Source organism: Comamonas testosteroni TK102 (assembly GCF_000739375.1).
GTDB lineage: Bacteria > Pseudomonadota > Gammaproteobacteria > Burkholderiales > Burkholderiaceae_C > Comamonas > Comamonas brasiliensis.
In genome coordinates this window covers 1,519,601-1,532,024 of sequence record NZ_CP006704.1, presented here as the reverse complement: position 1 = coordinate 1,532,024, position 12,424 = coordinate 1,519,601, and the positions used below count along the sequence as shown (strand labels likewise).

At 60.5% G+C, this 12,424-nt stretch carries 19 protein-coding genes; 15 read left to right on the top strand and 4 right to left on the bottom strand.

Annotation, left to right across the window (positions count from 1 at the left end; genetic code table 11):
- Positions 1-62: 62 nt before the first annotated feature.
- The 4 genes from O987_RS06930 to O987_RS06915 form a co-directional block, all read right to left on the bottom strand.
- Positions 63-2,534 carry a VapE domain-containing protein gene (locus O987_RS06930; RefSeq protein WP_080731456.1) on the bottom strand — a complete coding sequence of 824 codons (2,472 nt, stop codon included), beginning with the start codon at positions 2,532-2,534 and terminating at the stop codon, positions 63-65.
- A gap of 74 nt (positions 2,535-2,608) precedes the next feature.
- Positions 2,609-2,899 (bottom strand): hypothetical protein, encoded by a 291-nt coding sequence (locus O987_RS06925; RefSeq protein WP_043371255.1) that lies wholly within the window; start codon positions 2,897-2,899, stop codon positions 2,609-2,611.
- The gene (locus tag O987_RS06920; protein WP_043371254.1) at positions 2,896-3,417 is read right to left on the bottom strand and encodes a phage regulatory CII family protein; all 522 of its coding nucleotides are present in this window, start codon (positions 3,415-3,417) and stop codon (positions 2,896-2,898) included. The genes O987_RS06925 and O987_RS06920 overlap by 4 nt, the downstream gene beginning before the upstream one ends.
- 207 nt (positions 3,418-3,624) lie before the next feature.
- Complete coding sequence (locus tag O987_RS06915) at positions 3,625-3,822, bottom strand: helix-turn-helix domain-containing protein (protein ID WP_235214383.1); 198 nt, start codon at positions 3,820-3,822, stop codon at positions 3,625-3,627.
- Positions 3,823-3,872: 50 nt separating this feature from the next.
- Between O987_RS06915 and O987_RS27540 the strand changes: the two genes are divergently transcribed.
- From O987_RS27540 to O987_RS06855, 15 genes are all read left to right on the top strand, one after another.
- Positions 3,873-4,595 (top strand): helix-turn-helix domain-containing protein, encoded by a 723-nt coding sequence (locus tag O987_RS27540; protein ID WP_051962128.1) that lies wholly within the window; start codon positions 3,873-3,875, stop codon positions 4,593-4,595.
- Positions 4,596-5,022: 427 nt separating this feature from the next.
- Entirely contained in the window at positions 5,023-5,457 is a 435-nt protein-coding gene (locus O987_RS28635) for a hypothetical protein (RefSeq protein ID WP_144244897.1), read from the top strand.
- Positions 5,451-5,588, top strand: coding sequence for a hypothetical protein (locus O987_RS29195; protein ID WP_200879593.1), 138 nt, complete (start codon positions 5,451-5,453; stop codon positions 5,586-5,588). Before O987_RS28635 ends, O987_RS29195 begins: the two co-directional genes overlap by 7 nt.
- A complete protein-coding gene (locus O987_RS06900; protein WP_043371251.1) occupies positions 5,585-5,971 on the top strand; it encodes a hypothetical protein in 387 nt (128 codons plus the stop codon). The genes O987_RS29195 and O987_RS06900 overlap by 4 nt, the downstream gene beginning before the upstream one ends.
- Entirely contained in the window at positions 5,968-6,117 is a 150-nt protein-coding gene (locus O987_RS29035) for a hypothetical protein (RefSeq protein WP_158407666.1), read from the top strand. Before O987_RS06900 ends, O987_RS29035 begins: the two co-directional genes overlap by 4 nt.
- Positions 6,117-6,470, top strand: coding sequence for a hypothetical protein (locus tag O987_RS06895; protein WP_043371250.1), 354 nt, complete (start codon positions 6,117-6,119; stop codon positions 6,468-6,470). Before O987_RS29035 ends, O987_RS06895 begins: the two co-directional genes overlap by 1 nt.
- Complete coding sequence (locus O987_RS06890) at positions 6,463-7,221, top strand: 3'-5' exonuclease (RefSeq protein ID WP_051962127.1); 759 nt, start codon at positions 6,463-6,465, stop codon at positions 7,219-7,221. Before O987_RS06895 ends, O987_RS06890 begins: the two co-directional genes overlap by 8 nt.
- Positions 7,218-7,607 carry a hypothetical protein gene (locus O987_RS06885; protein WP_043371249.1) on the top strand — a complete coding sequence of 130 codons (390 nt, stop codon included), beginning with the start codon at positions 7,218-7,220 and terminating at the stop codon, positions 7,605-7,607. The genes O987_RS06890 and O987_RS06885 overlap by 4 nt, the downstream gene beginning before the upstream one ends.
- Positions 7,604-8,035, top strand: coding sequence for a hypothetical protein (locus O987_RS06880; RefSeq protein ID WP_043371247.1), 432 nt, complete (start codon positions 7,604-7,606; stop codon positions 8,033-8,035). The genes O987_RS06885 and O987_RS06880 overlap by 4 nt, the downstream gene beginning before the upstream one ends.
- On the top strand, positions 8,032-10,302 hold the full coding sequence (locus tag O987_RS06875) for a ParB/RepB/Spo0J family partition protein (protein WP_043371246.1): 2,271 nt from the start codon (positions 8,032-8,034) through the stop codon (positions 10,300-10,302). Before O987_RS06880 ends, O987_RS06875 begins: the two co-directional genes overlap by 4 nt.
- The gene (locus O987_RS29190; protein ID WP_051962126.1) at positions 10,299-11,147 is read left to right on the top strand and encodes a hypothetical protein; all 849 of its coding nucleotides are present in this window, start codon (positions 10,299-10,301) and stop codon (positions 11,145-11,147) included. Before O987_RS06875 ends, O987_RS29190 begins: the two co-directional genes overlap by 4 nt.
- Entirely contained in the window at positions 11,144-11,440 is a 297-nt protein-coding gene (locus tag O987_RS27530) for a hypothetical protein (protein ID WP_051962125.1), read from the top strand. Before O987_RS29190 ends, O987_RS27530 begins: the two co-directional genes overlap by 4 nt.
- Positions 11,440-11,769 carry a hypothetical protein gene (locus O987_RS06860; protein ID WP_043371244.1) on the top strand — a complete coding sequence of 110 codons (330 nt, stop codon included), beginning with the start codon at positions 11,440-11,442 and terminating at the stop codon, positions 11,767-11,769. The genes O987_RS27530 and O987_RS06860 overlap by 1 nt, the downstream gene beginning before the upstream one ends.
- Positions 11,769-11,903, top strand: coding sequence for a hypothetical protein (locus tag O987_RS29645; RefSeq protein WP_268746946.1), 135 nt, complete (start codon positions 11,769-11,771; stop codon positions 11,901-11,903). Before O987_RS06860 ends, O987_RS29645 begins: the two co-directional genes overlap by 1 nt.
- On the top strand, positions 11,900-12,424 hold the full coding sequence (locus tag O987_RS06855) for a hypothetical protein (RefSeq protein WP_043371243.1): 525 nt from the start codon (positions 11,900-11,902) through the stop codon (positions 12,422-12,424). The genes O987_RS29645 and O987_RS06855 overlap by 4 nt, the downstream gene beginning before the upstream one ends.

The following is a 12,424-nucleotide window of genomic DNA, read 5'->3' as shown; positions in this document are numbered from 1 at the left end:
ATCCACCCAGACGGGGCGTGACCAGCCCGCGTAGCATCCTACCGCGTTCCACGGCGTTCAAATCAAATCGGCAGGTCATCAGCGCCCCCTGCCGCGTCCAGGTCATACGGCCATTCAGGGGCCTCTTGCTGTGCTCCAGGCTGCGCCTGAGCAGGCACCTGTACCGTGCTGATGTCCTCCTTGGGCACGCGCAGAAAGCCGCGCCTGCGCTTGCCGGTGGTCTCACGCTGCACCCTGAAGCCCAGCGCCTTCATGGCATTGCTGATGCGCGTATCCATCTGCCCTGCGTTGTCCACGCGGTCGGGCTTGATCTGCAGCACCTGGTACAGCTCAATGCGCGAGAAGAACTCACGATGCTTCGGCGCTGGGTCGTTGACGTGCAGACCCTCCACGCCATTGACAAAGGTATCCAGCAAGTCTTCCCAAGGGTCGGAGCGCTTGAACGGCTCTTGCTCGGGGAAGATCAGCGTTTTCTCTTCCTCACGGTCGGGCCAGTAACGCTCGCCCTCATTCAGGCGGTGCAGCGCCTCTGCCAACAACTGGCCGCGCATCTCCACCAGCACATCAGGATTGACCTGATGAATCTCCAAAGGCCAGAAGCGACGATCGCCCGTGGCATCGCGCAAGAAGGCATCTGCGTTGGTCGTGCCCACGTTCACAAAGTGGCGCTTGGCCTTGATCATCTGCGCGCCATAAGGCGGACGGAACCAGTCTTCCTGCGCCGACAGATACTGCTTGATGGCAGTTGCATCTGCCTTGTTCATCGACTCCAGCTCGGCCGACTCCACCAGCCAGGCCATCTGCTGGGCCAGCTGCGAATCCTTGTCGCCCACCTTGATGGCGTTGTCGGTGAAGTACGGATAAGCCAGCGCCCGGAAGGCTGATGACTTCTTCAAGCCCTGCTCACCCTTCAGGATCAGCATGTAATCGAACTTGCAGCCAGGATTGATGGCGCGATTGACCAAGCCCATCATGAAGCACTTGCCAATCAGCCTTGTGTACGGCCGCTCCTCGATCCCATAGACCTTGGTAAGCCAGTGCTCCAGGCGCGGGGTCTTGTCCCACTCCTCGGCCCGGATCAAGTCCTCAATCGGGTTGTACTTGTCCAGGCGGGCCGCCATCTGCACACCATCACGCAACGTGCTCTTGGCAGCGATGTTCAGGCCATGTACCCGCAGCAGGTACTCGCCCAGCATCATGTCGTCCTCCTCCTCCCACACGCCCGCTTCGCGGCCCCATGGCGCCTCACGGCTGCGGTCAAGCTGCATGGTGAAGGTGTTGTACCGGGCCAGGCCGGCCAGCTCCGGGTCGAGCTGCATGCAATACATCACATTCGGCCGGCAATCCATCAGGCCGTTCTTGCCCGTCACCAGCCTGTCGTAGAGCGCATCCAGGCTTTCGTCGTGGCTGCGCTTCTTCCCCTTCTTCTTGGGCTTCTCATCGCCACCACCATCGCCAGTAGCTTGAGCTGGAGGATCTGCAGGCGGCGGCGTAGACCCACCTCCCCCCGCGGTAGCCTGCTGGTTTGCGCGCGGTGGCTGCTGCTCCAGTTGAACGCCAACCTTTCCGGCCAGCCATTTGAGTGCATCGACGGCCTTGCTTGTTCCTGGCCCCCATTCCATGACCAGATCGATGGGCGAGCGCTTGCCCTGGCGCTTGTCGCCCATGTCGGCCACACCCCAATCCATGATGCCTTCGCGGGCGTGGATCGACAAATCCTCCTGCAGATCACGGCCCAAGGCTTTGGAGGTAATACGGTAGCCCTCGCTGGTGGCTCGCTCGCGCCCACCAAACAATGCAGGCACCCAGGTGTGCAGGGCGGCCATGGCCGCAGCATTCACCTTTGCGAAGTCATTGCCGCCGGACGACTCTCCACCCCCTGCAGCACGCTGCGCTGGCTGGGCCGGCTGGGCTGCGGCCGCGCGCTTGTCCTTGGCCTCCTGAATCGTCACATGCATGCGACGAATGGCTGCGTCATCAGCTGCGACCACCTCAAGGGGAGTGCCATCAACATGCTTGCCGGTGACGGTGAAATACTGCTTCTCGCAGAACATCTCAACGCCGATGCCGTTGTCCTTGGCCGTATGCGTGTGCCCCTGCAGGTACAGGTGCACACCCGTCCCGCTGGGTGAGATTTCGGTGAAGGTGTTGAAGGCCGCAATGATCTTCTTGCAGCGGTCGGACATTGCGCCCGTCTCCGGGTCCACATGCTTGTCCAGATCGATGCCGATCAGGCCATCACCAGGCAGAAAGCCAAAGCCTATCCCGCTCCAGGCGTCGGGCAGGCCTTCTTTGCGTTGAAACGCAGTGCGCACCACTGGCAGCGTGGCCAGGCGCTGGCGGTCGCGGTCGCTGCCTTGATCGCCAGAGCGACGACCGCCCCCCACGTAATAGGGAACCTTCAACCAGGCAGAACGCTTTTCGTCCCACTCAAACCGCCACAGCACCCACTGCTGCCGCTGGGCAAGCTCTGCAGGTATCTTGTCCCACGCAGGGACTGGGGACTGGGGCACTGCTGGCTTATCGTCAGTCATGCGCACCTCCCCGCAGATAAAAACAACTCACGCCGGCGTCCCGAACACCGACAACGCGAACCAACTCCATCCATTTACCCCCAGACGCGCATTGCTGCAGAAAGATGGATCACCGCCTCATTGGCGGCATCCTGTGGAACCGGCAGCGAATAGACCGCTACCGGACGATTGCGACCAGGGACGCGACGCGTTTTCAGCACGCACACACGCCCCCGGCGATTCATGTTCTTGATGGTTTGGGTGGCGGCATCCAGCCCCACCTGTGCAGCTGCTGCCAGCTCGCGTAGAGTCAGGCCTCCACCTTTGGCACACGCTGATGCCAAGGCCTGCAGCAGTGCCTTGTTGGTTTCTCCTGCGGGTCTCATGGCGACACCTCCAGGCCTGCAGCGCGGCGGGCATTACGCACCGTGCGATACAGCAGCTCTATCTCTGCCATGGCCTGCTTCTCGATGGCCTCGGCCTCGGCCTTCGAGATCCGCTTGTCGTCAGTGGCCTTCATGACCAACTCAGTCAGCTGGCCGCCCTGCACGTTCAGCTGGAGAGCCTTTTCCCGGATGGCTGATGCCTCGCACGCCCACCCGCCAGCAGGGGGAGGAGGCAGCTCCATCGTTACCAGTCCAAACTGGCTATTGAGCGCCTTGAGCCAATCTCGCCAACCAGGCTCGCGGATCTCCTGCATCCACTCAGTCAGCAGCTCGGCCATTTCCAGAGTCAAGCTTTCACCGTCAGCACCTCGCAGGCGGCGGCGGAGATCTTCACGATGGATTGACTTCTCACGCCTGTCCGTCAGGTATGCAGCTGCTGCCGCCACGCCGCCGCTGGCCTTGCGCACCGAGTTGTAGAAAACATCGCGCCAGTCGATGCTGGAGTAACGCCGCGTCATTGGGCTTCCCCTTGAATGGCTGAAATTTCAGCGTTGATCAGGGAAGCGCCGGCAGCGACACTGCCCCCATGAATAAAAAAGCCCACCGCCCGCTGCACAACAAGCTGCACGCAACTGCCAATGCGTGCAGCACCTTGATGGAGCGGGGAGACAAAACGCCCGGCAGCTGTGCAGCTCCGATTTGGGCGATGGGTGCAAGTCAGGCCGTCAGCCATTGGCTGCTTCCTGCGAAGAAATGCGGCTATGGAGCGCCAAGAGCTTCGAGTACGCGCCTGCCCGAAGCTCCTTCGTTAAGCCACGCTCCAGCTTGGAGACACTGGCTTGACGAATTCCAAGTTCTTCTGCCACTTCGGTCTGTGTAAGACCTGCGCGACGGATTTCAGCTAGAAGTTCTCTGCAGTCCATGATCGCCACCATTTATTCAATGACGACTATTCTAGCAGGCGCAGAAGAATATGCAATTACGCTTAACTAGCGCTATGGACACACTAGCTGAACGAGTTAAGGCCGCCCGCAAGCACAGCGGAATGACTCAGGCCGCCCTGGCGAAGGCCGCAGGCGCGAACCAATCCGACATATCAAAAATTGAACGCGGCGAGATAGAACGCACGACCCACCTAATAGGTCTGGCCACAGCCCTCAAATGTGACCCTCGCTGGCTCGACACTGGCGACGGCAATGCGCCTTGGGACAAGGTTGATGGGGGATATGATTCAGCAACTCAGGAAATTGCCCAAGGCAACGGCAACGCCAAGCCCACAATCATTGAATACAAAGAACGGAGATATCCATTGCTGAGCAGCGTGCAAGCTGGGTTTTGGGGCGTTGTCGATATCGCCCCATCAGAAATTGATGACTATGTTGTTTGCCCTGTCGAGCTGGGCGATGAAGGCTTCTGCCTTCAGGTTGATGGCGACTCCATGACGAACCCCGAGGGGCCATACAGCTTCCCGAATGGCATGAACGTTTGCTTCAAGGCAGGGGCCGAAATCAACAACAAAGACTTTGTGTGCATCGTGCGCGAAGGCGAAACGAATGCAATCTTTAAGCAGATCCTGCTGATTGACGGCAAGTGGTTTCTCCACTCTCTCAACCCGCACTGGCCGACGAAGTTCATCGAGCTGCGCCAGGGTGACCGCATCACTGGGCGCCTGAAGTACGCGGGCTGGCAGTTCTAAGTAAGAACTGACTTAGCAAATACACAACACATGATCGCCTTCGGGCGATTTTTTATTCCTATCAGAATAGAGAATATTCCTTAACGCTTGCGCTTGAATATTCTTTTGCGCATAATTCAAACCGTCGCAGCAATGCGTCGGGCTCCACGGCATCGACCGGGCCAGCCCCGGTCGTTAACAACCTGCTGAGCACATACGGCACCCCTTGGTGCCTTGCCCTGCCCCCCTGCAGGGCAAACCTAAGCGTTTTGCCACCCCGGGCAATGCGCTTAGGTTTGTGCCGCGCCCGTGGTTCTTCTCCTCCCTCCCTCTCTTACTTGCCACGGGCTATGCGGCCTTTTTTGTCGCGCCCGAGTGGTGCCGCATGTGCTCAGCAGGATCTGCCCGCCCCGACCAGGCGGGCTTTTTCTTGCCCAAGGAGCAGAGGATGAGCACCACACAAGCCTGTGCACACGTGTGCACGGTCAACCAGAAAAGACTGATCCCGGTCACAGGATTCGTGGGATTTGCAAATGCAGAAGCCGGAGAGCGCCGCTTCTGGGTTGTCGATACCCGCGCACCGTCCGACATCCCGCCGCCGAATGCATTGCAGCTCGATGACGTGCTTCTGCCTGAAGCATCTCCGGTATCCGCGCCTAGATTTGTTCCCAGGAACAACAGCCAACTCTCTTATCTGCATGGCGGTGGCTTGGCATGCATAGATCGGCATCGCATGAAGCACGAGCTAGAGCACTGCCCTGAGCGAACTGGCAAATGGGTCGTCCTGCTGCAACGCGCTGACGAAGCAGGCCGCATATGGAAGCGCACAGCCTTGTGCGCAATGGACGACCACGGCTGGCTGGTGGAGGTTCCCGAATGCTGACCCGCTACATCGTCACCAGTGGCGGCAAGCGCCGCACCACCCTGGCAACCGGCAGCTGCGACGCCATCGCTCGCGCAATGGTCCGCTTCGGCAATGCCCACCCCATCAGCGCGCGGAGGGCCGCAGCATGAAGACCATCCACAACACCAACAAGGCCCTGCTGCGCGTGCTAGGCCTGGACGACATGAAGTTCATTCATTCCGTCGATGTCGCGCTGCGCCCTCGTCAACTGCCTGAAGTGACCGTCCGCATGACCGTCGATCTGCCTGATGGGACCGATACCCAGGTCTTCCGGTTGATCGCCCCGCTGACTGCCGCAGCACGCCCCGCGCTGGATCTGGACGCGATGTGCAGGCAGGCCCGCGAGCGACTGCGCCATCGCATCGAGGACGACGCGCACGAGGCCATCAACCACTGCGCCTACGACAGCTACGACCGAGCAAAGCAGTACACCGGCTTTGTCCGCGAGTTGATCGAAGAGAGCAACCCCTATCCATTTTGGGGGCGGACATGAGCACACCAATCATTCAACTGGACGGAGCACCCACACCCCGCATGCGCAAACGCAACCGGCGCGCCTATATCCGCTGGGCGGCATTCTGTGCAGCGGCCCTGACCTTGGCTGCGCTGCGCGTGCCGCTTGACGCTGGGGTGCTGTGATGAACAACACCCATCCGGATGGCCTGATGGAACTCAGCGGCGAGCTGGTCCATGACGCCGAAGTACGCACCGTGGTCATGGGCGACGACCAAACCCCCATGCCCGTGCTGTGCCTGCTCATCAAGGCCGACCGCTGCAACAACAGCCTAGTCCGCTCCGAACAGGTCTACCCAGCCGCTTTACGCCATGAAGCCGAGCAAGCCGCACGCGGCATGAAGCGCGGCACCCGCGTGACTGTCACCTCACCCGTGGCGCATCTGCGGATGACCATGGGCATGACCACAAACATCCAAGTCCACGGCCGCGCCAAGCAGCCAAAAGCAACCCCACCAAAGGAGGCAGCACATGCCTGATCTGAATCGCATCACCCTGATCATCGACAGCCTGCCCGAGGGCCGCGCCCAGGTGCACGTCAACATTCCAGCCCCGCTTCCAGGCATGCGCCTGGAGACTCCCGCCCACTCCCTGGCGATTGATGCCGTGGGCTGGCTGGGCAAGCAGCCTGCAGTAGCCGGATTCATCTATGGCATGGAGCCCGCAACCGAGCGCCTGCATGCCGCGCACATCGTCCTGGACTTGGAAACCTTGAGCACCAAGCCCAATGCCGCCGTCATCTCCATCGGAGCAGTAGCGCTCACCGCAAATGGGCAGTTCGTGGCCGAGTTTCACGAGTCCGTCACGCATGCAAGTCAGCCCGTTCGGGGCATTGATCAAGAAACCAACGACTGGTGGCTCAAACAGAGTGATGAAGCCAAGGCTGCGAGCTTCCTGTCTGCCAACTCCATCCCGGCCAGTGAGGCGCTGCAAGCGTTCAGCCGATGGGTGAATGCCTATGCCGATCCCAAGTGCGTAAAGGTCTGGGGCAATGGCAGCAGCTTTGACAACGTGATTCTGTCCTCGCTTTATGCCGACTACCCTGAATTGACACGCCCTTGGGCCTGGTGGAATGACCGCGATATGCGCACCGTCCTGGACATGCACAAGGCCGCCAAGGACGTTGGCCCGTTTGAGGGCATCAAGCACCACGCGCTGCACGATGCACGCCACGAGGCCAAGCAACTGGCCAAGGCCTTGAAGCACGTCACTTCGGGAGCAGCAGCATGACCGCAAGCATCATCATCTGGGCACCCCAGGGCTCTGGCTTGGGCGACGTCATGACCGACAAGCTGCGCAAGCACTTTGGACTCACCCGCATCTATGAGCGGGAGGTCTTCGAGCATCAAACCGTGTCTCTGCCTGCAAACGACCACCTGATCGTGGCCCGCAGTCACAGCGCCCCTCTGAGCAAGATCCGCACCATCTCCTTTGCCAATGCGCTGAAGATGATGCAGGGCGGAACCCAGACCCTGCCAGATGGGGTACGCAGGCCAGGCATCCAGAAGTTGGCGCAACAGATCCAACGTGAACACCCGAAGTGGACGGCGTCTCGCTGCTTGGTTGAGGCCAAGGTGCTTTGGACCAACAAAAGCATGAACGGGGGTGCTGCATGAACGGCCACCAACGCGCTGAGCTGATCCTCAAGCATTTCATCCGCGCAGGGCAGATCATTGACCTGGCATGCGCCACGTTCACCTATGACATCGACCTCAAGGGCGATGAGCTGCTGGACGATCTGCTGGCACCAGTGATTGATCTGCACCCCACTCTGCTGCCGCTGCGCCAGGAGCTGGTGAACCTGTGCGAGGAGGACCAGAACGATGTCAGCGAGTGCCTGGCAGCGCTCTGGGCCTCTGGCTTCACAGGCTATGCGATCCAGTTCCATGCCCCCTCGGGCAACAACACCGATCACCCCAACTTCGGCAGCTTCCACACACAGTGGATCTACGCCGAGACCATTGAAGAAGCATGGCAGCACGCCTGCAAATGGGGCGACGAATGCCGCCAGCAGCTGCAGCTTGTCCTGGAGTCTGAAGAATGACCAACACCCACGACACCGCCACCCAGGCGCTGCCAATGCCCGCAGCCGGCGAGCGTATGGACCACGTGGCCATCGCCAGCATTGCCCGCAGTCTGACCAACCCGCGCAAGCGCTTCGACCCGACCAAGCTGCAGGAGCTGGCAGACAGCATCGCGGCCAGCGGTGTGCATCAGCCTATCTTGATTCGCCCGCTCCCAGGCCACCGCCTGGAAGACACGCACCGCGAAGCCCGCGCACTCAAGCAGCCCGCGCCCGAGTATGAGCTGGTGGCTGGCGAGCGCCGCTGGCGTGCCTGCCAACTGGCCAAGGTCGCACAGATCCCAGCCATGATCCGTCCGATGACCGACGAGCAGGCCCTGGAAGTCCAGGTCATCGAGAACCTGCAGCGCGAGGATGTGACCGAGCTGGAGGAGGCCGAGGGCTATGAATCGCTGATGAAGCACAGCAAGCTCAACGCTGATCAAGTCGGCGCAAAAATCGGCAAGAGCCGGGGCTATGTCTATGGTCGGCTCAAGCTGCTGGACCTATGCCAGCAGGCACGCGAGGCATTGCGCGAAGGCAAGATTGATTTCAGCAAGGCGTTGCTGGTGGCCCGCATCCCCAACGAGCAGCTGCAGATCAAGGCTCTCGACTTCATGACAGACGATGACTGGCGCGGCGAATTTCCGAGCTACCGCGCTTGTGCCCAGCATGTGCAAAACGAGTTCATGCTGCGGCTGGACAGCGCGCGCTTCAAGATCACCGATGCGAGCCTGCTGCCCGAAGCAGGCAGTTGCACCGATTGCAAGAAGCGCACAGGCGCCGACCAAGAGCTGTGGAGTGACATCAAGAGTGCAGACGTGTGCACAGACCCAACCTGCTTCCACAAGAAGGCCGATGCGCACACTGCCCAGTTGGTGCGTGACGCCCAGGACAAGGGGCAGAACGTCATCACCGGCGCCGAAGCTGCAGAGCTGGCCTCGGACCACTGGGGCAACTCAAAGCTCAAGGGCTATCGCCGCCTGGACTCCACCGAAGACAGCCCGACCGACGCACCGCTGCGCAAGATCATTGGCGCGCAGATGGAGGCCGAAGGCATCCAGCCCACCAAGGTTGAGCACCCCCGCAAAAAGGGCGAGCTGATCGACGTGCTGCCCAATGAAACAGTGTTGCGCCTGCTCAAGATCGTGGACGGCCAGGCCAAGGCGTCAAAGGAAGTAGCCAAGGAAGTTCGCGCCTTTGCCTATGAGAAAAAAGTCAAGGCGAAAGCCAAAGCCGATGCCAAGTTTGAACGCGCCTGGCGCGATGGCTTGATTGATCGCACCTGGACTGAAATCACCAGCAACACGGGTGCGGGTTTCACCACCGATCTTCACCGCTATCTGATGCTGCGCACGGTCAGAAGCCTGTCCAGCGACGATGCTGCGGCCGTGGCCGATGTGCTGGGTCTGGATCGCGTCGGCGCGCACAACGCATTGATTCAACACGCGAAGGAAACAAGCGCCCCTGACCAGTTGCACATGCTCTGCATCATGCAGACAGACAGCCGCGTGAATGACCATAGCTATGGGGACCGCGTTGCCAATGAAGGACTGATGCTGGTATCTGGCGGGGTGTTGAAGGACCAGCTGCAGACAGTCATCAAGGAAGTCAAAGCCGCAGCTGCTGACGAGCACCTGCCCAAGCCCGACCCCGTCAACTCTGCTGCCCCGAAGGCCGATCTACCCCAACAACCGGCTGCGCGTGCTGGCGGGGGTGCTGCGCGAAGCAAAAAGGTGGCGGGCAAGGGCTCTGCAGCTGGAGCCAACGAGGTGCCGAAAACAAGCGCTGCGCATGCGTCTGCACAAATCGCCGAGGCGTTGCAAGAGTTGGAAGGATCAGGCGCGGCCGCAGCCGCGCAGGGCGTCGATGGGGCGCCTGTGGCTGACGCCCAGGCACCTACTACAGGCGCTGACGCGCAGAGCAACGAAGCAGCTCCTGTCGATGCTGTGGCATCGCAGGATCTGCCGCACTCCTCGACGGCCTCAGCTGATGACCAGGCCGAAGACGATGACAAGCAGCAGCCTGCGGCTGCCACCCGCCAGTGGACGGCCGAGGAATTGGTGGCCGAGCGCGTGCAGATCCTGAAGAGCGCCACCGGCAAGCAACAGAAGCCCTGGATTGGCTACGAGGGCACGGTCGTGGCCCAGATCGGCCCCGAGTCCGTAGACGTCTCCATCGTGCGCGCCCCGCGCTGCAAGCCCATCCGCGTGGCCTTCCATATCTCTGAAGTTGAGGTGATCCAATGAACAAAGCCAATCTTGAAAAGCTGCCCCAATCAGAGGGCGCCGACTACTTCATCGTGCTGGACCCAAAAGAAGGCATCGTCCATCACACATATACCGCAGACCTTGGTCGTAGCTTCGGCCATGATCACATCAAGGATGCACAGCTCGATGGCGTAGCAAGCGCCGCCCGCTGGGTAGTACGCCCGCTGTTTACCGCAGAGCCGGATCTGCTGACGGATCGCGATGAAGCCGAAGAATTCGCAGACAAGATCCTCGACCTGGTTCTCGGCACTGACCGTCACGAATGGACAAGCCGCTACGGCCGCGCCGACGCGCTTTTAGAAGTAGAAGACAAGATGGCCACTGCAGCAGCCCCGCAGCACTCTGACGACGTTGCGGTGGACCAACTGTCTGCGGCAATGAAAGCCAAGCTGGCAAAGCAGCGCGCCAAAGGGTATCGCGGCTGGGATGATTCTGAGTGCACTCGTGAGTGGCTGTCGAATCTGCTGCGCGAACACGTTGACAAAGGCGACCCCGTGGACGTTGCCAATTTCTGCGCATTCCTCTCTGCACGCGGCGAAGGCATTGCACCTGCAGAGGATGCGCCGCCCGCTTTCCCCGCGATGACGGAGGAGCTTGCCAGTATCTTAGGGTTGATGTGCTTCCAGTGCATCAGCTTCGCCCACGCGCTACGAGCAGGCGGCTACAGCATAAAGAAGCGCGCCGAGGACGAACAGGCGGCTGTGCTGCACTGGATGCTGGGCCACTACTTTCGCAGCGGGCCTGATGGCTGGCGCGCAGCAGCCAGTGCGGACATGGAGCGCCTACGCGAGTCAGCAGCCAAGGAAGGAGCGCAGCAATCATGACAGATCGTGAATTGTTGGAGCTGGCGGCCAAGGCTGCTGGGATTGAGGTCTGGTGGACGGAGAACTACGGCGGTGTATTTCTGCGCGATAGAAATTCTCCCGTAATTTGGAACCCTTTGAATGACGACGGTGACGCGCTGCGGCTGGCGGTGGCAACCAAGGTTCTATTCGATATGCAGGATCACTTAGGGAGTCTCTTGTTTGAAGAGGGAGCGCAGCCAAGCCATGAACACGCTGTGCGCCGCGCCATCGTTCGAGCTGCTGCAGCTATCGCGGCAGCAAAGGGGGAGTGATGGCTGAAGCAATCTATTTCATAGGGTTCTGCGTCTGCTTCATATGGGCCTTCAATCTGCACTTTGCACTTCGAGACCTCCGCAGCGACATGAAGGCCGCCGATTCACGAATCAGGCGCTATCGAACAGCCGTGGATGCAATCGACAAATGGTGCGGCCATGAGTCAGCGGAGGCGCGGCTTATCGCTGCGTTCATTAGCGCATCTGGCGAAGGCCGAGGCATGAACGGAGGAACACCCATCAAAGATGAAGTTTGCGACATACAAGGGACTCGCGAGCAACTGCGCAGGATGAAGCGTGTCGTCCCAACAGCGCAGGAGGGTGAGTGATGGGCGAGACATTCCTATTTATCAGCCTCGGCGCAATTGCTCTGGCGGCTGCTTACTGTATCGGACGAGTTGATGGCTACTGGAAGCGCGCTGAAGAAGAAAGGCGCGACCAAGCGCAGAAAGGCCAAGCATGAGCCGCCGTCACTTCTACCAGCAACCCCGACAGCATGGGCGCAACCCCCTGATGGTCTTCAACCAGCACAACAGCAAGCTCACGCCTGCCGAGGTTGCCGAGACCATGGGCTCACTGCGCACAGCCTTTGCACACATGCGCGAAGGCGTGGCCACCCACAACGAATACGTGGTTCTGCACTCCAGCATGCTAATTGCACAAGAGATTGAGCAGATGGGCGTCGTGCGCGGCCTGCAGGAGCACATCACGGCCGCGCTCCAGGCCTGCGCCTCCTACCAGGAGCGCAGCGGCTATGCCGAGAACTGGGTGCCCAGCGATATCCACTTCCACGAGCTGGATGCACTGGGCGCGATGCTGGATCTGCACGAGTACCAGCTGCAGCAACTCACCGCACGCGAGGTGCACCTGGCTGCACAGCGCCTGGTGGCCCGCACCAAGTCCGCCGGCGGCGATGTCTACCAGGCAGACAACAGCATGACCACCCTGACACCCCACAAACAAGAACAAAGAAAGCGAGCCTGA

What these genes read in the sequence shown, in the direction of transcription:
- O987_RS06930 (WP_080731456.1), bottom strand. Translation starts at nt 2,534, where the DNA reads ATGACTGACGATAAGCCAGCAGTGCCCCAGTCCCCAGTCCCTGCGTGG.
- O987_RS06925 (WP_043371255.1), bottom strand. Translation starts at nt 2,899, where the DNA reads ATGAGACCCGCAGGAGAAACCAACAAGGCACTGCTGCAGGCCTTGGCA.
- O987_RS06920 (WP_043371254.1), bottom strand. Translation starts at nt 3,417, where the DNA reads ATGACGCGGCGTTACTCCAGCATCGACTGGCGCGATGTTTTCTACAAC.
- O987_RS06915 (WP_235214383.1), bottom strand. Translation starts at nt 3,822, where the DNA reads ATGGACTGCAGAGAACTTCTAGCTGAAATCCGTCGCGCAGGTCTTACA.
- O987_RS27540 (WP_051962128.1), top strand. Translation starts at nt 3,873, where the DNA reads ATGCAATTACGCTTAACTAGCGCTATGGACACACTAGCTGAACGAGTT.
- O987_RS28635 (WP_144244897.1), top strand. Translation starts at nt 5,023, where the DNA reads ATGAGCACCACACAAGCCTGTGCACACGTGTGCACGGTCAACCAGAAA.
- O987_RS29195 (WP_200879593.1), top strand. Translation starts at nt 5,451, where the DNA reads ATGCTGACCCGCTACATCGTCACCAGTGGCGGCAAGCGCCGCACCACC.
- O987_RS06900 (WP_043371251.1), top strand. Translation starts at nt 5,585, where the DNA reads ATGAAGACCATCCACAACACCAACAAGGCCCTGCTGCGCGTGCTAGGC.
- O987_RS29035 (WP_158407666.1), top strand. Translation starts at nt 5,968, where the DNA reads ATGAGCACACCAATCATTCAACTGGACGGAGCACCCACACCCCGCATG.
- O987_RS06895 (WP_043371250.1), top strand. Translation starts at nt 6,117, where the DNA reads ATGAACAACACCCATCCGGATGGCCTGATGGAACTCAGCGGCGAGCTG.
- O987_RS06890 (WP_051962127.1), top strand. Translation starts at nt 6,463, where the DNA reads ATGCCTGATCTGAATCGCATCACCCTGATCATCGACAGCCTGCCCGAG.
- O987_RS06885 (WP_043371249.1), top strand. Translation starts at nt 7,218, where the DNA reads ATGACCGCAAGCATCATCATCTGGGCACCCCAGGGCTCTGGCTTGGGC.
- O987_RS06880 (WP_043371247.1), top strand. Translation starts at nt 7,604, where the DNA reads ATGAACGGCCACCAACGCGCTGAGCTGATCCTCAAGCATTTCATCCGC.
- O987_RS06875 (WP_043371246.1), top strand. Translation starts at nt 8,032, where the DNA reads ATGACCAACACCCACGACACCGCCACCCAGGCGCTGCCAATGCCCGCA.
- O987_RS29190 (WP_051962126.1), top strand. Translation starts at nt 10,299, where the DNA reads ATGAACAAAGCCAATCTTGAAAAGCTGCCCCAATCAGAGGGCGCCGAC.
- O987_RS27530 (WP_051962125.1), top strand. Translation starts at nt 11,144, where the DNA reads ATGACAGATCGTGAATTGTTGGAGCTGGCGGCCAAGGCTGCTGGGATT.
- O987_RS06860 (WP_043371244.1), top strand. Translation starts at nt 11,440, where the DNA reads ATGGCTGAAGCAATCTATTTCATAGGGTTCTGCGTCTGCTTCATATGG.
- O987_RS29645 (WP_268746946.1), top strand. Translation starts at nt 11,769, where the DNA reads ATGGGCGAGACATTCCTATTTATCAGCCTCGGCGCAATTGCTCTGGCG.
- O987_RS06855 (WP_043371243.1), top strand. Translation starts at nt 11,900, where the DNA reads ATGAGCCGCCGTCACTTCTACCAGCAACCCCGACAGCATGGGCGCAAC.